The organism is Bartonella sp. AC10YNML (assembly GCF_042196825.1).
Taxonomy (GTDB): domain Bacteria; phylum Pseudomonadota; class Alphaproteobacteria; order Rhizobiales; family Rhizobiaceae; genus Bartonella.
Genome location: NZ_JBHIRA010000022.1, coordinates 1 through 19,159 on the forward strand (window position 1 = coordinate 1; position 19,159 = coordinate 19,159).

The following is a 19,159-nucleotide window of genomic DNA, read 5'->3' on the forward strand; positions in this document are numbered from 1 at the left end:
CTGGTAGTAACATGTGGAAAGAATGGTGGAGAGTGATCATGAATCCCATAAGCTCCCATACTTGCCTTGGAGATGCGAGTGATAAGTGTACATGGCGCTATGGCACATCTCATCGTGAACAAAAACCTTGAATTAAATAATGGAGTAAAAAATGAAACAAACTCTAAAGCTATTAGGTGCTGTAACTTTATTAGGTATTGCAGGATGTCAGTTTAATAAAACTCCTGGAGGGTATTTGAGCGCGTGGGAGAAAAATGGTGTTACTAATTTTACAGAGGTAGGAAAAGCCTTGTTAGAATGTGGCATGCCAACGCCTTATGATGTCGATCCAGAAAACAGAAAGCAGAGCATTAATGCAAAAGCAACAATTTATGCTTGCATGCTTCAATCAGGGTTTCGCTATAAAGATGAAGAGGTAGCAAGAGCGGGAGGGCCATGTTATACTTTTAGAGCCGAAAACCTTCCGATTTGTCGTCCAGGCGCTGTTGTTCCACAGCGCAGTGTCAAGAAGCGCTTAAACAGCCCGTTTTGTAAAAAATATAAAAATAGTCGCAAATGCCAGCCTTAAGTCTTTCTTGTGATGATCAACAATCTGCCATCTTTGCCTTTACTTGGAATGGCGGGATTGTTTTCTCAATCTACCATCTCAACTCAGTCCAGAACTGTCTTGAAAAACGGAGATAAAATATCAACAGGCTTTAGAGCCTTTTTATTGTAAATAAATCCATTGAAAGAGGGGAAAATGAAAAAAATCTTAAAACTATTGAATTGTATAGCTCTGTTAAGTATCACTGGATGTGTTAACTCAATTCCCTCACTTTCTCCAGCATTATGGAGAAATAAAATACTTTTAGAATGTGGAGTACCGGACCTTAATAAGGTTGTGGCGCTAGATTTGAATCAATTTGCCAGTATTGAAATGTGTATGGCGCAATCAGGTTTTCGTCCTAGCTTTACAATACAAGATTGGTGTGAAAATCATAAATCGGATAATCTTCCCATATGTCGTCCTGGTGCTGTCATGCCTCAGCGAAGTGTTGAGAGACGCTTAAATAGCCCTTATTGTAAAAAGCATTCAGAACAACTTGAATGCAAACCTTAGGTCTTGCTTCAGCAGAGAAAGCTTTGAATTTACACCAAATAAAGCTTCAGGTTGATGAGCTTGAGAAAGCCTTGTCCGTCCTTACGTGACAAGGTTTTTTTATGCCGCGTCGTTATAACGTTGCTGTTTTGCTTGCTCGATGACATTCAAAAGATCCGATTGTAACCAACGGGATAAAAAACCAAATTTTAAAGGTTTTGGGAGAGAGCCATTGGTAACATGACGGCGGAATGTTGAGACACTCATATGAAGCAATTTTGCACTTTCACGGTCTGTTAAAAGAATATCATTTTCTGTCATTCTAAAATCCTTTCATTCTCAAAAAATGGAAACAAATCATGCCTATTTATTAAGCACATTTTGGTTTATTTTTGAAGGTATTTTATTTATAGAAAACAATATTTTATCATATAAATTCTCATGTGATAAATTATGAGTCTAATTGAGAGCGAATGAGAGAGAAGAGAGCTAAAGTTATCCACAGATAATGGGGTTATGCCCCCATATCTTTAAGATTGACCGGTGACATAAGCCGCCCATTTATCCATATAGACACGACGCTGTTCTAGATAGTCAGTACGACGATAAGTACGCTCTACTTTACCACCGACCACATGCCCTAAAATGGTTTCAGCAACCTCATAGGGGGCATCGGTTGTTTCAGCAAGCCAATCGCGTAAACTAGAGCGAAAACCATGGGGACGTGCTTCAAGTCCAATCTGTTGCATATATTTTGCCATACAATTCTCACCAAGAGAACCGCGACCTTTAGCAGAAAAAAAGAAATCATTACGAGAAAGCAATCGTGCTTGTTTTAAAATGTCTAATGCTTCAGTTGATAAAGGCACGCGAAATTCTTTTGTTGTATCACGCTTGCCTTTCATATTTTCAGCAGGGATTGTCCAGATATCATCCTCAACTTGATCTTTATGAATATGACATAAAGGAAAAGTACGAACGCTTGTCAAAATAAGCAAACGTAATGCCAGATATTTATGGTTGTTGTTTTACAAAGCGTCTGATAAAAAGCCGGCACTTCTCTCCAATCCATAGCTGATCTATTTTGCGTTTTATGGCGTTGTTTTCCTAAGAGAGCACGTGCTTTTTCTACTGCTTGTAAATCAACATCTACACCTAATGCAGCCGCATGTTTAAGACAAAGATTAAGACGCATCAGTGCTGTTCGAGCAGTTCCAGCTTTTGTATGCCAAATAGGGGCAAGCGTGTTGCGTATCTCTGTTTGTGTAATCTCTGAAACGGGTAAACAGCCTAATTTGTGAAGAATATGCAGTTTTAAAGGTGCAAATCAGATTCCGTCTTTGCCATCATTCTTTAGTTCAGCTTTACGACTTTCAAAAGTCCCTAAAGCAATGTCTTTTAAATAATGGAGATTGCTTATTGCTTCACGCTTTTGTTTATCGCGTTCTTTAATGGGGTTACGCCCCTCATGCAAAACAGAGCGCCACCCAGTTGCCAATTCACGGGCTTGTTTTAAAGAGACATGTCTTAAGGCACCCAATCCCATTTCACGGCGTCGACCATGAATGGTATAACGATAAAGCCATTGAGCACCTCCATCTTTACGTTTGTGAAGAAGCAAGCCCCGGCACCATCATTATATTTTCCAGCTTCCAATGTTGCGACAGATCTTGCATTAAGACGGTTCATAAGAGCCATTTTTACTCCTTTCTTATATAAATTTATCCACACATTCATCCCACTTGTTATGTGCAAATGAGTGGTTTTGATTGATTCAAGATAAACAGCTTTGAAATGAGAGAATCTTACATTATTCGAGGGTCTAATTCAATATGAATAACGCTAGATTATCATTATAAATCAAAGTGTTGTTGTTGTGTGAAGCGTGTTTTATAGACAGATGTTAGAAAACCCTATTCCCTTAATTTTACTCAGGCACGACTAACTTAAAAGTCAGTAAAAACAATAGGCTACATATAACAAAGAAGAGTGTGGTGCCCAGACGCGGATTCGAACCACGGACACGCGGATTTTCAGTCCGCTGCTCTACCAACTGAGCTATCTGGGCATGCTTCATAAAAAATATAAAGCGTTTGCGGTTATAACATTAAAATTTTCTCTGTCCAGTCATCAAAAGAAAAATAATTGATTTTTTAATAAGTTTATCTCCCTATTCTAGAGCGTTATCAATGAATTTTTATCATAAAATAAATTTGATAGGTATATTGGACACTTTAGTGTATTGTTATTAGAAGGCTGTCTTATTGTGATGATGATACGAAAAAAAATTAAAAGAATCAATCGAGAAGCATGATTAAGAAAGATTTTTTTATAAAGTTTCTATGAATCTTAAGCATACGCAATAATAGACAATATTTTTGACTTTTTTCTAAAAAGATTATTGATTAGTCTTTATAATAATTTGTTTTTCTTTATAAAGAAAGAAAAACATCTAAAAGGGGAGAAATAATGATAATGTTACAAAAACCAAGTAGTCGTCCCAATAATACTAATTTTTCTTCAGGTCCTTGTAGCAAACGGCCTGGTTGGACTCTTGATGTTCTTAAAAATGCACTAGTTGGGCGTTCGCATAGATCGAGAGAAGCAGAATTAAAACTTGCTGAAGTTGTTGATTTAACCCGTGAGATTCTTGAAGTTCCTTCTGATCATCGTATAGGAATTATGCCTGGTTCAGATACCGGTGCTGTTGAGGCCGCTTTATGGTCTTTATTAGGTGAGCGTGGCATTGATATGGCGGCGTGGGAAAGTTTTGGGTTTGGGTGGAATAAAGATGTTGTCGAGCAATTAAAGCTTTCTGATGTGCGTCGTTTTGAAGCTCCTTATGGTGAAATACCAGATTTAACACAACTTGACTTTGATCGGGATGTTGTTTTTACATGGAATGGGACAACTTCTGGTGTGCGTATTCCTAATGCAGATTTCATTCCGCATAAGCGGGCTGGATTGACCATTTGTGATGCAACATCGGCAGCTTTTGCGCAATATCTTGATTTTTCAAAATTAGATGTTGTGACGTTTTCATGGCAGAAAGTTTTGGGAGGTGAAGCAGCACATGGTATGGTGATTTTAAGCCCTCGTGCTGTTGAGAGGCTTGAGAATCATGTTCCAGCTTGGCCTATGCCCCAACTTTTCTATATGACAAAAAATGGAAAATTGAATGAAGATATTTTTAAAGGAAAGATCATCAATACACCTTCTATGCTTTGTGTTGAGGATTTCCTTGATGGGTTGAAGTGGGCAAAATCTCTAGGAGGTGCAGCGGCATTAAGAGCTCGGGTTGAGAAAAATTTTTCTGTACTTGATGCTTTTGTTCGCAAAACGCCATGGTTAGAATATTTGGCAAAAGATCCTGAAGTGCGTTCTAACACCGCTGTTTGTTTAGATATTGTGGATCCAGTGATTATTGCTTTGGATACAGAAAATCGAGTATCTTTTATAAAAGCGGTTGTGAAACGTCTTGATGAGGAAGGGGTTGCTTATGATATCGGTTCGTATCGCGATGCTCCTCCTGGGCTTCGAATTTGGGCGGGTATAACAATTGAGGCTTCCGATCTTGAAATTTTAACACAATGGCTTGAGTGGGCGTTCCAAGTTGAAAAAGCACAGCTTTAAATAATTACTGGTGATTTTCACAACGTGTTTTTAAACAAAAAAGGATACGAGAGATTATGATGATCTTTCGTATTCTTGTATCAGACAAACAGCCTCTAAATATTACATGAATTGTAAAAGATTAAGACGGGGAATGAATACTTTGTCAGGTGTTGGATACGAACAAATTAAAATCTCTAATGTTTTTACTTTTTGTAGCGAAAATGACAGATTTTAAATATTTGGGTATTTTCTTATCTTTATTATCATAAATTTGAAAATTTAATCACTTGAAGATTGAGAAAAATCTGAAATGAGGAGTCGCACTTGCTTTAAGGTTTCGTTATAAGGAAGCATTTGTTTTTGAATGCTGGTTTTTTTGACCAAACACGACGGAGAAAATTATGGCCAATGTAGTTGTTGTCGGTACACAATGGGGTGATGAAGGCAAAGGTAAAATTGTAGATTGGTTGTCTGAGCGAGCAGATATTGTGGTAAGATATCAGGGGGGGCATAATGCTGGCCACACATTGGTTATTGATGGAGTGAGTTATAAATTATCGCTTTTACCGTCTGGTTTAGTGCGTGGAAAGCTATCAATCATTGGAAATGGTGTTGTTGTTGATCCTCATCATTTTGTCGCAGAATTAAAAAAACTATGTGATCAGGGTGTACAAATTACACCAGAAATTTTACGGATTGCTGAAAATGCTCCTTTGATTCTTTCTTTGCATCGTGATCTTGATGCAATTCGAGAAAGCGGTTTATCTGGTTTAAAGATTGGTACAACAAAGCGCGGTATTGGACCGGCTTATGAAGATAAGGTGGGACGTCGTGCTATCCGAGTGATGGATTTAGCAGAAAAAGATACACTTATGGCTAAGATTGAGCGGCTTTTGAGGCATCATAATGCTTTGCGTCGTGGAATGGGTGTTGCGGAAATTGATTCTCAAGCACTTTATGATGAATTGATGCAAGTCGCGGATAAAATTTTACCCTTTATGGATTGTACGTGGCGTCTTTTAGATGAAGGGTATCGAGGAGGGAAACACATTCTTTTTGAAGGTGCGCAAGGTGCTTTACTCGATAATGATTTTGGAACTTATCCTTATGTAACGTCATCGAATACAGTTGCTGGGCAGGCATGTACAGGTTCAGGGATGGGACCTGGTGCAATTCATTATGTTTTGGGTATTGCAAAAGCTTACACCACACGCGTTGGAGAAGGGCCGTTTCCGACAGAGCAAATAAATGATATTGGTGAATTTCTGGGAGTGCGTGGACATGAATTTGGTGTTGTAACGGGTCGAAAGCGTCGATGTGGTTGGTTTGATGCTGTCTTAGTACGTCAGATGGTAACAATTTGCGGTGTGCAAGGGATAGCATTGACAAAACTTGATGTTTTGGATGGTTTAGATGAAATAAAAATTTGTATTGGTTATGAGCTTGATGGTAGAAGAATTGATTATTTACCTTCTTCCATGGGAGCTCAAGCTCGGGTGAAGCCTGTTTATGAAACATTAGAAGGTTGGAAGGAAAAAACAGCACATGCGCTGACGTGGGAAGATTTACCTGCGCAGGCTGTTAAATACATACGCTATATTGAAGAACGGATTAATACAAAAGTAGCTTTATTATCCACGAGTCCAGAGCGTGAAGATACTATTCTGATTACAGATCCCTTTGCAAATTGATGGTTGTTTTTAGATTTCTATATATGTTCTCTGTTCGTTTTTGTATCTTTTTACAAAAAAGTTTTTAAGAGCACGTAAGAGAAAGGTGCAAAATAGCATTGTTTATTTTTCATATTCATTTTACATTATTGCGATAGTTGTACCAATATTAAATGGCAACCAATTTAGAAGGCTAAAATAAAGTTTTTTGGCTTTACTATTGATTTTTTCTCAGTTTAAGAGAGATTATAGAGGAAATGGTAGATTTCGTTGGAATCTTAAAAAAGACAATTAATGCACAAAATAATATTACACCACAAGTGCGTAAGCGGATTTATAAGCGGGCTATCGAAACACTAGAACATCAATTTGTAATAGCAAAAATCCCACAAGCAATAGCGGATGAACAAAGAAAGATTCTTCGAAGTTCTATCGCAACCGTTGAAGAAGAATATTTAGTAGTTGAAAAGAAATTGCTTTCTTCAGTCATTGGGTGGAATCCCACAAATATAAATGAAGATAAGAAAGTTACAAAAAAAGTTATATTACCAAAGAATAATGAATTTTCAATGGTAAACATAAAAAGAAAGCAGGATTTTGTTGCACGTTCAAAAGATAATAAAGTATTTGATAAGCCTTATGTATCAGATGTACCAGATGCAGAGCCTGTTAATATGGGGGCTTATTTCTCTTCTCAGCATGTTAATAGCTGTACGTTAAAGGGTTCTCCCTCGCAGGAAGATAATCCGCATATTGTTTCGCATATTTTTTCCCAGGCTTTACGTCGCGCTAATAAATCACTGGTGCAAAGGCGTATTGTGATAAGTGCTGTTTCTGTTGCTAGTATTGTTGTTTTAACGGTTGGTATTTTTTTTGTTGGTGAGCGTGTATTTATATCAAATGATCATCAGTTGTTGGGAGAAAATCTTCAAGCTTCTCACAGAGTTCCAAAGGCACTTTCGGTTAAGAGAAAGTTAACACAACGCTTATTAGAGGATGGGAGTGAAATTGATGTCGGTTTAAAACAAGCGACAGATTCTTCGGATGAAGAAGGAATCTCAACAGTTGTTTCTAGCAATTTGCAGTCGCTTGAAAAATCGGGTGAAGCTGTTTTTTATCAAGCACGTACAAATTATGATGCAGAAAAGATGGCAACCGGAAGTGTTCGCTGGACGCTTATAAAGGAGTCTTATGTGAAGGGGGCTCCAGAAGAAACAACTATACAAGGTGATATAACAATTCCTGATGAAGGGATATCATTACGGTTAATTTTACGTCGTAATACCGATCAGTCATTTCCTGCTGCGTATATTATGGACCTTATTTTTATTCTTTCGGATAAATTTTTAGGTAAAGCTATAAGCAATGTTCAAGCATTAACCTTTAAAGCAAGTGAACAATCCATTGGACTGGCTTTAACAAGAACTATTGCTGCAAAGATTAACGATGACTTTTTTCTTGTCGCATTGAGTGGAAATCATCCATTTCTTGATCGAAATTTACAATTGATGCGAGAATTAGATTGGATGCGTTTGGTGTTAACGGATAAAAACGGGCGTATAAGTGAATTAACCTTTGCAAAAGGACCAACAGGTAAGTCTATTTTTAATGAAGTTATTGGACAATGGCTTGCACAACAAGATAAGTTAACAGTTCTTGGTCAAAAAAATAAAACATAGATGCAAAAAAATAAACGGCTGTGAAGAATTCTCTATATCTGTTTCTATCAATTATACCAAATGCGCTCAACAAAGCCTATACATCAATAACTCAAAAAATTAGATAGGCTAATTTACCCGTATAAAGCCAATATATGCCTTTTTTCATTTTTACTTTAAGAATGTGCAAACAATTGGCTTTATACTTAATTCTAGAATTTTATACTTGAGCTTGAGATAAAGTAGAATCTTTGATAAAGTTTTGCACTTTTTCAAATGCACGCATTTCAATTTGTCTTACTCGTTCTCGACTAATATTGAATTCACCAGAGAGTTCTTCTAGGGTTAGTGGGATATCGTTTAAACGACGCGCTTTGAATATACGTTTTTCGCGTTCATTGAGATTGTCCATGGCATTTATGAGCATGGAACGGCGATTTTCTAATTCACTTTTTTCAATTAAAATTTGTTCTTGATCGTTAGATTCATCCACCAACCAATCTTGCAACTCGCTGTTTTCCCCTTCCTTTGTTCGAATCGGTGCATTGAGTGACGTGTCACCACCAAGCCTGCGATTCATTGAAACAACTTCATCTTCCGTAACATTCAACTGTGTTGCAATTTCTTTTACTTGTTCTGCGTTGAGATCACCGCTATCAAGGGCTTGAAGTTTACTTTTTATCTTACGAAGGTTGAAAAACAAGCGCTTTTGATTGGCTGTTGTCCCCATTTTCACCAAACTCCAAGATCGCAATACATACTCTTGGATTGATGCTTTAATCCACCATATTGCATAGGTTGCAAGACGAAAACCCCGTTCTGGTTCGAAACGTTTAACAGCTTGCATGAGTCCAACATTACCTTCTGAAATAACTTCCCCAATGGGGAGTCCATAGCCCCGATATCCCATCGCTATTTTAGCTACGAGACGCAAATGACTGGTTACCAGCCTATGCGCAGCTTTTAAGTCATTATGCTCACGGTAACGCTGAGCTAACATATATTCTTCTTTTGGTTCAAGCATTGGAAAACGACGGACTTCCTCTAAGTAACGATTTAAACCGCCATCACCTGTTATTACTGATAACAAATTCATATGGGCCATATAGCACCCTCCTTTTGTCTGAATTCCCTGATAAGGCAAATTCTCTGTTTCAGATAGCGAACTACCCTTGTAACCTCACTTTAGCATATTTTTGAATTTTGTTCAAAAAAAGATATTTTATTGTCAAATCTTGAGAAGGAGAAAAGTTTCAATTCATTTTTTTAAAATGCTTAATAAGTTTAGCCATATCTTGAGGCAGCGGTGTGGAAAACGACATAACTTTACCGGTAGAAGGATGTTCAAAAGTAAGACTTGCAGCATGGAGTGCATGTCGGTTGAATTGATCTATTGCATTTTTAATAATGGGATTAAGGGTATTTGACTTTGTTTTAAAAGCATTTCCATAAACCGTATCACCTACGAGAGGATGTCCGATATGAGCCATATGAACACGGATTTGATGGGTACGTCCGGTTTCCAAACGACATTCCAGAAGGCTAGCAAAAGACGTTGAGTCTGGATGAGTACCGTATTTTTCAAGCAGAGAAACATGTGTAACAGCATGACGAGCATAAGGATTTTGGCTATGAATAACAGCTTGCTTTGTTCGGTTATGGGGCGAACGACCAAGTGATGCATCAATTGTCCAGACATTACGGTGAGGTGCCCCCCAAATCAAGGCATGATAACGTCGATCTAATGCGCAGGTACGTCCATGATCAGAAAATTGAGCGCTAAGACTTTTATGGGCCAGATCATTTTTTGCAACAACCATGACACCGCTTGTATTTTTATCGAGACGATGGACAATGCCAGGGCGTTTAACACCACCTATACCAGATAAACTATTACCACAGTGGTAAATAAGAGCATTAACCAACGTACCAGTCCAATTGCCATTCCCAGGATGAACAACAAGACCAGCTGGTTTATTAATAACGATGATATGATCATCTTCAAAAAGGATGTCCAATGCGATAGCTTCAGCGCTAGGTTCTGCATCACGAAGATCAGGCATTGCCAATTCAATTATTTGGTTAATTTTTAATTTTGTTTTTGGTTCCTTTATGAGATGACCATCAATCTTAAGACAGCCTTCATGGATGAGGGCTTGCAAACGTGAACGTGAGAGCACATTATGGTATTGTTTTGCGAGCCACTGGTCAAGACGTTGCCCAAGAGCACTTTCATCCGTTATTTTCTGTATTACCATACGATTCCTATTAAGTTTTTAATAAGATTCTCTTACCAGTATGAAATTGCTTTACTATCAAGAAATTCTTTAATTCCCCAATGTCCCCCTTCACGGGCGCGCCCAGAAAATTTTACACCTCCAAAGTAGCTTCCACTGGGTAACCCATGTCCATTAACTTCTACCATACCAGAGCGTACTTGTGCTGCAATACGACGACATTTGTTGCGATCTTGTGATTGAATATAATTTGTAAGACCATACTCAGTGTTATTGGCTAAAGCGACGGCTTCTTCTTCTGTACTAAAAGCAAGAATCGAGAGAACTGGACCAAAGATTTCTTCTTTAAAAATACGCATATGAGGTTTTACATCAGCAAAGACTGTTGGACGAACATAATAACCGCGTTCCATTCCTTTTGGTAAACCAATTCCGCCTGCAACAAGAGTTGCACCTTCATCAATTCCCGATTGGATAAGTTCTTGAATTTTATCGTATTGTTTTTTTGAAACGACAGGCCCAATATGATTTCCTTCTTGGCAGTTTGGTCCTACTTTTGTTGTTTCTGCAATATCTTTAGCTATTTTTACGGCTTTGTCATAGATGCTCTGTTCCACAAGCATACGAGTCGGTGCATTACAACTTTGTCCACTATTATAAAAGCAATGTCGTGCACCACGTTGAATAGCATCTGAGTCGGCATCAGCAAAGATAATATTCGCTCCTTTTCCCCCAAGTTCCAGACAGACTCTTTTTAAAGTTGCGCTGGCATTTTTCGAAATATCTTTTCCTGCTCTGGTTGAACCAGTAAAGCTGATCATTTCTAGATCTGGATGTGCTGAGAGATAAGAGCCGACAGTCGCACCATCACCATTGATTAAATTAAAGACACCGGCCGGAAGGTCGGCTTCATCTAAAATTTCAGCAAAAAGCATAGCAGAAAGAGGCGCAATTTCAGAGGGTTTTAACACCATAGTACAGCCTGCTAAGAGAGCAGGGATAACTTTAAGCGTTACTTGATTCATGGGCCAATTCCATGGCGTAATTAATCCTACGACGCCGATAGGGTCGTAGTGAAGGATGGCTTGCTCATTTCCCTTTATTAAAGTTTCTTGGAACGAAAACTCTTTATAAGCTTTGATAAAATTGCGAATATGAGAACTTCCGGTTGCAGTTTGCGCATTAAGCGCCATATCAATCGGTGCTCCCATTTCCATTGAAATAGTTTTTGCCATGTCTTTGGAACGTTTTTCATAGATCTCTAGAATTTTTTCAACGAATCCAAGACGCTCGCTTGGTGACGTTGTTTTCCATTTTTGAAATGCTTCTTTAGCCGCGTTAATTGCCTTATCGGCATCTTTTGTACTTCCAAGGCTAATGACAGCACAAGCCTCTTCTGTTGATGGATTAATGACGTCAAAGTCGTGAGGAGTGCTTGGATCATCCCATAGACCATTGATATAAAATTTCCGTTTGTTAAACATAATTCGCTCCCTTTTTTCTATTTGTGTTTATGTCATTATGATTATCTTAGTCTAAGCCTTTTTAAACGAGGATAACAAGGGTAATCTTATAAAAACGCGAGAAACTAGATTATATTATGGTAATTGAGCATGGAGAATTTAATAGAGCCATGCTTATATAACTATTTGTATTATTGAGACTAATTTCTTTTATGAAAAGGGAGAGAAAGAGAGGTATAGACAATTTCCTTGAAACTTTTTTATCATGAAGTTTTTTTTCAAAACGAATGGAATACGCGCTATACGACACCATAAACTGGGTAATTTACGTCGTAAATAGGAAGAAAAAACATTATGAATATGCATTATGGCATTATTTTTTTTATTGAAAAGTAGCTATCAGCAAAAGGTTATTAACCTTCATACGATAGTCTCTATGAATTCTTTTTGAAAAGATTATTTTTCTCATTGCTATAAATTTGTTGGGTGCCATGCATAATTCGAAAACAAAATCTATTTCTACATCTTCTTTTTCTGATGATGGTACAAAAGGTGCATCAAGAGAAGATTTATCTATTAAGATTACCGAGATATTTCCTTATCCGGAAGTGTGGAAAAAGGCATTTACCCTCGGAAAAAATGTCCGTTTTACGCGTACCCCAGAAGTTGAGATTTTGCGTCGTCGTATAGAAACAGATCCAATTTTTGCAAAACAGTTTAAAATTTTTACGAAACAAGATCAAAAACAAATTACAGATATTGTACGCTGTAACAAGAAAACGAAAAATGTTCTATCCACAAAAAAAGTCATTAATCCTCAATCAATAGAGAATAAAACGTCAGTTTGTCATTCAACAGTTTTACAGCAGTTGTCACAACAAACTATTGGTATGTCACCAGAAAATATTCCGCTTAAGGAGGATAAACAAGAACATAAATTACCAGGAGAAAATGTGCTACAAAAAATGAATCCTGCTTTGCACCTTTCCAATGATGCATTTTTTGAGTGTGAATCTTTGATATTTGAATATGTGGATACTCAAACTTCAAAAGAGGATGCATCGATTGACACAAAAAATGAAATTACACCTCATATTCCTTCTGCCTTTGATGAGTCAATAACTGCTCTTTATCGTGTTCTTGAATACCGCTTTCCACAACTTTATGATTCAATTACATCAGAATCTCCAGCAGAAAGGATGCGAGGTGTTGAGCAAATTTCTGATTTAATGCATACAAATAATGATACGGCTAAAAAGTATCATTCTAAGCTTTCTGTTGAAGATTGTGCTCATACGTCAAGTGATGCAGAGGCGTTAAACAATACTGAGGCGTTAAGCGGTGCTGGGGCTCGTATAGAGACTGAAAATAGCAATAATACTATCGCTAATAATACCGTTGATTGTGTAACAAAAGATGTCACAAAGAATTCAAAAGATTTGTCTGTGATGCAAGCAAACGTTAAAACTAAAATATTCCAATCTAGCCGCGCGCCATTAGGCAATTATGATTCTGCTTTTGTGCAAAATATGCACTCTGTTGACTGTGATGTTTATGAGTTTCCTCCGGTCAGTTTATTACAGAAACCTGTTTTTCATGAAGGTACGATGATTCCTCAGGAAACATTAGAACGTGGTGCTGGACTTTTGGAAAGTGTTTTGGAAGATTTTGGTATTAAGGGTGAAGTTATCCATGTACATCCAGGGCCAGTGGTTACAATGTATGAATTTGAGCCTGCTGCGGGTGTAAAGTCATCGCGCGTTATTAATCTTTCTGATGATATTGCGCGTTCTATGTCTGCTATTTCTACACGCGTTGCTGTCATTCCTGGACGTAATGTTATCGGGATTGAGTTACCCAATGCGGTTCGTGAAACCGTTTATTTACGTGAATTAATCCAAACACGTTCTTTTCGTGAAAGTGAATTTAAACTTGCTCTTGCTTTGGGGAAAGGGATTAATGGTGAACCGGTCATTGCAGAATTAGCAAAAATGCCTCATTTATTGGTTGCGGGAACAACAGGATCAGGAAAGTCTGTTGCAATTAATACAATGATTTTGTCGATTCTTTATCGTATGACACCAAAGCAGTGTCGTTTGATCATGGTTGATCCTAAAATGTTAGAGCTCTCTGTTTATGATGGCATACCACATCTTTTAACACCTGTTGTAACAGATCCTAAAAAAGCAGTAACAGCTTTAAAATGGGCGGTTCGTGAAATGGAAGAACGTTATCGCAAAATGGCTAAGTTAGGTGTGCGTAATATTGATGGTTTTAATGCACGCGTTGCACTTGCAGCTCAAAAAGGCGAAACGATCATGTGTACTGTACAATCGGGCTTTGATAAGGAAACAGGGGAAATGCTTTATCATGAAGAAGCCATGGATCTCACGCAGCTTCCTTATATTGTTGTGATTGTTGATGAGATGGCTGATCTTATGATGGTGGCAGGGAAAGAAATAGAGAATGCCATTCAGCGCTTAGCGCAAATGGCGCGTGCGGCAGGTATTCATCTTATTATGGCAACGCAGCGTCCTTCTGTTGATGTTATCACAGGGACAATTAAAGCGAACTTTCCTACCCGCATTTCTTTTCAAGTAACCTCAAAAATTGATAGTCGTACGATCTTGGGTGAACAAGGTGCTGAAACGCTTTTAGGTCAGGGGGATATGCTTCATATGGTAGGTGGTGGGCGCATCGTGCGCGTTCATAGCCCTTTTGTCTCTGATGAAGAAGTTGAATCCATCGTTGCACATCTTAAAATGCAAGGAAAACCTGATTATTTAGCAACGGTAACGGATAATGAAGACGATAACAAAGAGGATGCTTCTGCTGATTCAACGGTTGGAGTTTCTGAGGACGAAAATTTTGATGAAGAGGGTGAGGGACTTTATAATCAAGCTGTAAAGATTGTTATGCGTGATAGAAAATGTTCAACATCTTATATTCAGCGTCGACTTTCAATCGGCTATAATAAAGCAGCTTCTCTTGTCGAACAGATGGAAGAAAAAGGCATTGTTGGAGCCGCTAATCATGTTGGAAAACGTGAAATTCTACTCAATGAAGGAAAATAAACAAGCACATTTTAAAATGGGAAATTTTAAAAATGTCTGACAGTCATTATTAAAATGTGCTTGTTTTATTTTTTCAGAGAAAATGGGCTACACGTATTTATCTTTTATAATTATTAAAAAATTGAGTAGAGAGTTATAAAGCAAAAGTGATTTTTTGTATTAAAACTGCTGATGAGGTAAACAGGCTGATATCAAAGGAGATTGTAAGATATTTTTAGTTTTCTCGATGATCTGGAATGTAAAGAAATTAAACAAATCTTTATATAAAGACCGGTGATGTTTGTTTTCTATTCTATTTGCAGAGAGATTCTTGAGTCAAGTAGTGTGGTGATATATTTTTTGTTTTTTTCTGTCGCGATTTTAATGAAAAAAAGGTCTTTGGGCGATTATGGAGAATATCATAAGAAGAGTATCCAATATACAAGGTCTGTTGCGTTGGGTGCTTTAAAGCGCTACGCTGAATTTATTATCATTTGATACTGTCAGTGCAAGAAAGATATTCTTACGAGACTTTATTTGAAAAAGAAATTTTTAATTTCGGATTTTTATCATGCAATATACTGATTTATAATGGTAGTTTATCATTATTTGTGTGAATAAAAGTCTCCAATATCGTAAGATTTTTTCATTTCAAATCTATTCCATGTTGAATAGTCAAAACCATTTTTTTGTATATCATAAGTTAAGTTAGCGTATGGGTAAAAAACATTTAAAAAAGGAATTTAAATGCCTCTGATGAGGGCATTCAAATGCCAAAAACTATTGGCAACATGAGGAGCTGGAAAGTATAATGATGGTGCTAGCTGATTTTTGCGTAAGTATAAAATGGTAATACACAATGCTTTGATATCTTCTATGGTGATCTTTATAGCGCACCATTTACGGGGGACGTCGTAAATAAGTTTGGGGATCGTGGATATATCTCTTTAAAACAGGCGCATGAATGCGCAAAATTAAGTGTATTCTTTTTTTGGTGACTATTTTATGTGAGGATCATGTTCCTATTAAGGTGACAAATCTTATTACCTTAATAGGTGAATAAGTAACAGTGTTAGGGAATTCTTTTTATTTTTGTTTTGTTGGTGAAGCAGTCAAAATTTTGCTACAGACAATTGATACAAGATGTCAGAGTATTGTAACCAGAGAAGGTACTTGTAAAAGATTAGCATTATTCGTTTGAGAGTAAATCCAATACTTTTTTAGTTTTAGTTATGCCATTAAAAGAAGATGAGTTGAAGTTAAATACAAATGAATTAAAATGTAAGCAAGAAGCTTTTCGTTTTACACCAGAGCTTTTACCGCGACCTTTTACGTGGAAAATTGATAGCAATGGTTTGTTTTGTGAAGTCTCAAAAGAGCTAGCTGAAGTTGTTGGGCCTCTCTCTTCCTCTATTTTAGGATGTAGTTTTCATGATCTTGCTTATCAATTTAATGATGAGCGGTATCGGATTCTTAGCCGTTTTATTGAAGCGGCTGTACCTTGGAATGAAGAGATTGTTCAATGGCCTGTTGATGGCTGTTCACAATGGCTTGATGTTGAGTTATCTGCTTTACCAATTTTTGATGTTAAAAAGAAGCTTAAGGGATTTTGCGGCTTTGGTGTTTTAAAAGTACGAGAAAAAGTCCAAGAAAAAAGAGATGAAAAGCTGAAGACGGAAATGCCGTGTCTCTCTGAGATAGAACGATCAGCTTTTCGTGAGATTGCCGAGCAATTGCGTGATGAATTGAATTCATCAGAAAAAGAAGAAGAGAATTTTTTTGAAGAGACAGCTATTCAGTTACCATATGCACAGACATTGTCGGTAAATGCTATAGAACAGGCTCTCATAAAAGAGCCAGCTGCAGTTTTATCATTGTTGGATACAGCAACTGATGGTGTTTTATGGTTGGATAAACAGGGCTTTATTCAATCAGCGAGTAGGGCAGCCTTAGCATTAATGAGTTATGAAATAAATGAACTACGAGGACAGCCATTCTCTTCATTATTTACTTTGCAAAGCCAACCTTTGGTTGAAAAATATTTTAAATCAATCCGTATAGAGGGGAAAAATCAGGTTTTAAATCGCAGTGAAAGCGCTGATTTAATGACGAAAAATCATAAAAATATAACCGTTTTGATAACGATTGTATTTTTGGCAAAGCAAGGCAATTATGCTGTTATGTTGCGTGATATAACACAAACAGTTCCATCAGGAGAAAAAAAAGCAGAAGAGGATAAAATCGTTGGAGTTGTTCATGAAATACGAACACCTTTGAATGCTCTTATTGGTTTTGCAGAAATTATGAGAGAAGGCCGTTTTGGTTCGATAGAAAATGAGCGCTATCATGGATATTTACGCGATATTATTTCCTCTGGAAAACATATATTATCGCTGATTAATCAATTACTAGAGTGCTCGAAGATAAATTATTCTGATTCCGATAACCAGATTGATACTTCCCTTATTTCTGAAACATTTGATGTGATATCTTGTTTACGTGCGACGATCGCTTTTCTTGAAACTCAAGCTAATCAGAACGGCATTATCATGCGTATTGTTGCTCCACCTCACGTTCCATTTATTCCTGTATCACGACAAGTGTTTCGCCAGATTATATGGAATCTTCTCTCTAATGCCATTCGTTTTACGCCATTGGGTGGGCAGATTATTGTTCACGTTTCTTATAGAAAAGAACGTGTAAAAATTTCAGTGAGCGATAATGGTATAGGGATGAGCGAAGAAGAGATTATACAGGCACTGCAACCTTATGGCCAAGTAGAGCGCAAAGATGGCCGATCTGGTGATAGCGCTTTTATGGGAACAGGTTTAGGCCTCCCAATGTGTAAAGCAATGGTGGAAGAAAGAGGAGGACAATTTTTACTGTTCTCAAAACCAAACCATGGAACAACTGTGGAAATGTTTTTTCCTCGTGTTCCATGAGGTTAATCATGCATAAAATTATTTTTTCTTAGCCAAAAGATCTCTAATTTCTATTAAAAGTTGTTCTTCTGAAGACGTTTTTTTGGGGCTTTCTTCTTCTTTTCTACGAATTTTATTCATAGCCTTAACGAATAAAAAAAGAACCCAAGCAATAATGAGAAAATTGATAAGTAAAGTAATAAAGTGTCCATAGCTAATGGTTGCTCCAGCTGCTTTGGCGGCACTCAATGTTGCTTGTTTTTCGCCAGCAAGTTGAATAAACATATTAGAAAAATCAATCCCACCTGTAATCAGTCCAATGATTGGCATAAAAATATCATTGACAATTGAGTTGACCAAGCTACCAAAAGCACCCCCTATAATCACACCGATAGCAAGATCAATCATATTACCTTTTAGGGCAAATTCTTTGAATTCTTTAAGCATTGTGTTTTCCCCTTTATGTAAGCGATATACGGTAATTTACTTACCGCTTTTGATGAAAAAGGAAAGGGCAGATTTTATTTTTAGGGTTATATTACGATATTAATATCATTTTCAAAGAACTTTATAAGGTTTAATAAAGAGCTTTAGGATTCTATTTGAATGTACATAGAACATTTCCTAGAAAAAAGCTTTTTTGATAAAAATTATATCTGCTTTTTTCAACAGAAAGTAGAAAACTGTAGCTTAATTTATATAATTGTCTCAAGATTTTTATGTTAACATTAAAAAGAGAGATTTTTACACAATACCACAAAATGGGCTGTGTTGAAAGCTGAGCTATCAGAAAGTTTCTCAAATGAAGTACATATATTGGCATAAAAAGAGAGTTAAGAATAAAAAATCTATTTCAACCCTGGTGGGAGAAATGGATAGAGAAGGTGAGAGTAAGATTTATAACTTAATTTCTCTTAATTTAGCAAGCGATAATAGCGATTAGGGGCATGTTAGAGCTTATCTAAAAGCTATTTGTATTGTGTTACATGAACTGAAAATGGCGATCACCGATGGAAGGTAGCACATTTCATTAACTAGAAGATTGTATTAGTTTATAGACAGGAGAACTATAGGGTTAGCAAGATCATTTTGATTTGGAAGTTGTTGGTATGATAGGATGTGGGTTCAATGATCAACTGTCATCATTTCGACCATGTGTTCGACAATTACTTTTAGTGCTTCTGATGATAAAGGTACGCGAAATTTTGTTGTAGCATCGCGCTTTTCTTTCATATTTTCAGCAGGGATAGTCCATATATCATTATAAATTTGGTCTTTATGAATATGACGTAAAGAGCTAGAGAGAGCGCCTGTAAGGATAAGCAAATGCAAAGCCAGATATTTTATGTTTTGTGTTTTACAAAGCGTTTGATAAAAGGCAGTGCATCTTTCCAATCCATTGCTGGTCTATTTTGCGTTTTATGACGTTGTTTTCCTAAGAGCGCGCGTGCTTTTGTTGTT

General features: G+C 37.1%; 12 protein-coding genes, 1 tRNA gene and 2 pseudogenes. 7 read left to right on the top strand and 8 right to left on the bottom strand.

What is annotated here, in order from left to right:
- The first annotated feature begins 151 nt into the window (after window positions 1-151).
- Complete coding sequence (locus ACFINA_RS08615) at window positions 152-568, top strand: hypothetical protein (RefSeq protein ID WP_375615423.1); 417 nt, start codon at window positions 152-154, stop codon at window positions 566-568.
- 174 nt (window positions 569-742) lie between these two features.
- Window positions 743-1,102: a hypothetical protein gene (locus ACFINA_RS08620; RefSeq protein WP_375615424.1), complete on the top strand. Its 360-nt coding sequence runs from the start codon at window positions 743-745 to the stop codon at window positions 1,100-1,102.
- A gap of 99 nt (window positions 1,103-1,201) precedes the next feature.
- On the opposite strand, the gene ACFINA_RS08625 is transcribed toward ACFINA_RS08620, so the two are convergent.
- The 3 genes and pseudogenes from ACFINA_RS08625 to ACFINA_RS08635 form a co-directional block, all read right to left on the bottom strand.
- The gene (locus ACFINA_RS08625; RefSeq protein ID WP_015856172.1) at window positions 1,202-1,402 is read right to left on the bottom strand and encodes an AlpA family transcriptional regulator; all 201 of its coding nucleotides are present in this window, start codon (window positions 1,400-1,402) and stop codon (window positions 1,202-1,204) included.
- 209 nt (window positions 1,403-1,611) lie between these two features.
- A pseudogene (locus tag ACFINA_RS08630) lies at window positions 1,612-2,779 on the bottom strand (tyrosine-type recombinase/integrase).
- A 294-nt stretch (window positions 2,780-3,073) separates the two neighbouring features.
- Window positions 3,074-3,149 (bottom strand) — tRNA-Phe (locus tag ACFINA_RS08635).
- Between the two features lie 401 nt (window positions 3,150-3,550).
- Between ACFINA_RS08635 and ACFINA_RS08640 the strand changes: the two genes are divergently transcribed.
- The 3 genes from ACFINA_RS08640 (at window position 3,551) to ACFINA_RS08650 (ending at window position 8,045) form a co-directional block, all read left to right on the top strand.
- Window positions 3,551-4,714: a phosphoserine transaminase gene (locus tag ACFINA_RS08640; RefSeq protein WP_375615425.1), complete on the top strand. Its 1,164-nt coding sequence runs from the start codon at window positions 3,551-3,553 to the stop codon at window positions 4,712-4,714.
- Window positions 4,715-5,097: 383 nt separating this feature from the next.
- Window positions 5,098-6,387 (top strand): adenylosuccinate synthase, encoded by a 1,290-nt coding sequence (locus ACFINA_RS08645; RefSeq protein WP_375614772.1) that lies wholly within the window; start codon window positions 5,098-5,100, stop codon window positions 6,385-6,387.
- 236 nt (window positions 6,388-6,623) lie between these two features.
- The gene (locus ACFINA_RS08650) at window positions 6,624-8,045 is read left to right on the top strand and encodes a hypothetical protein (RefSeq protein WP_375615426.1); all 1,422 of its coding nucleotides are present in this window, start codon (window positions 6,624-6,626) and stop codon (window positions 8,043-8,045) included.
- Window positions 8,046-8,244: 199 nt separating this feature from the next.
- Here ACFINA_RS08650 and rpoH read toward each other — a convergent pair whose 3' ends face one another.
- From rpoH to ACFINA_RS08665, 3 genes are all read right to left on the bottom strand, one after another.
- Window positions 8,245-9,129, bottom strand: a complete 885-nt coding sequence (gene rpoH, locus ACFINA_RS08655; protein ID WP_375607451.1) for an RNA polymerase sigma factor RpoH — start codon at window positions 9,127-9,129, stop codon at window positions 8,245-8,247.
- Between the two features lie 148 nt (window positions 9,130-9,277).
- Entirely contained in the window at window positions 9,278-10,282 is a 1,005-nt protein-coding gene (locus tag ACFINA_RS08660; RefSeq protein ID WP_375615427.1) for an RluA family pseudouridine synthase, read from the bottom strand.
- Window positions 10,283-10,314: 32 nt separating this feature from the next.
- Entirely contained in the window at window positions 10,315-11,745 is a 1,431-nt protein-coding gene (locus ACFINA_RS08665; protein WP_375615428.1) for an aldehyde dehydrogenase family protein, read from the bottom strand.
- 470 nt (window positions 11,746-12,215) lie between these two features.
- Here ACFINA_RS08665 and ACFINA_RS08670 point away from each other — a divergent pair, with 470 nt between their 5' ends.
- Both ACFINA_RS08670 and ACFINA_RS08675 read left to right on the top strand, forming a co-directional pair.
- Window positions 12,216-14,798 (top strand): DNA translocase FtsK, encoded by a 2,583-nt coding sequence (locus ACFINA_RS08670; protein ID WP_375615429.1) that lies wholly within the window; start codon window positions 12,216-12,218, stop codon window positions 14,796-14,798.
- Between the two features lie 1,232 nt (window positions 14,799-16,030).
- A complete protein-coding gene (locus tag ACFINA_RS08675) occupies window positions 16,031-17,719 on the top strand; it encodes an ATP-binding protein (RefSeq protein ID WP_375607447.1) in 1,689 nt (562 codons plus the stop codon).
- A gap of 18 nt (window positions 17,720-17,737) precedes the next feature.
- Here the strand turns inward: ACFINA_RS08675 and mscL are convergent, their stop codons facing one another.
- Both mscL and ACFINA_RS08685 read right to left on the bottom strand, forming a co-directional pair.
- Window positions 17,738-18,145 (bottom strand): large conductance mechanosensitive channel protein MscL, encoded by a 408-nt coding sequence (gene mscL, locus ACFINA_RS08680; RefSeq protein ID WP_375607446.1) that lies wholly within the window; start codon window positions 18,143-18,145, stop codon window positions 17,738-17,740.
- Window positions 18,146-18,862: 717 nt separating this feature from the next.
- Window positions 18,863-19,159, bottom strand: a pseudogene (locus ACFINA_RS08685) (integrase); the annotation flags it as partial.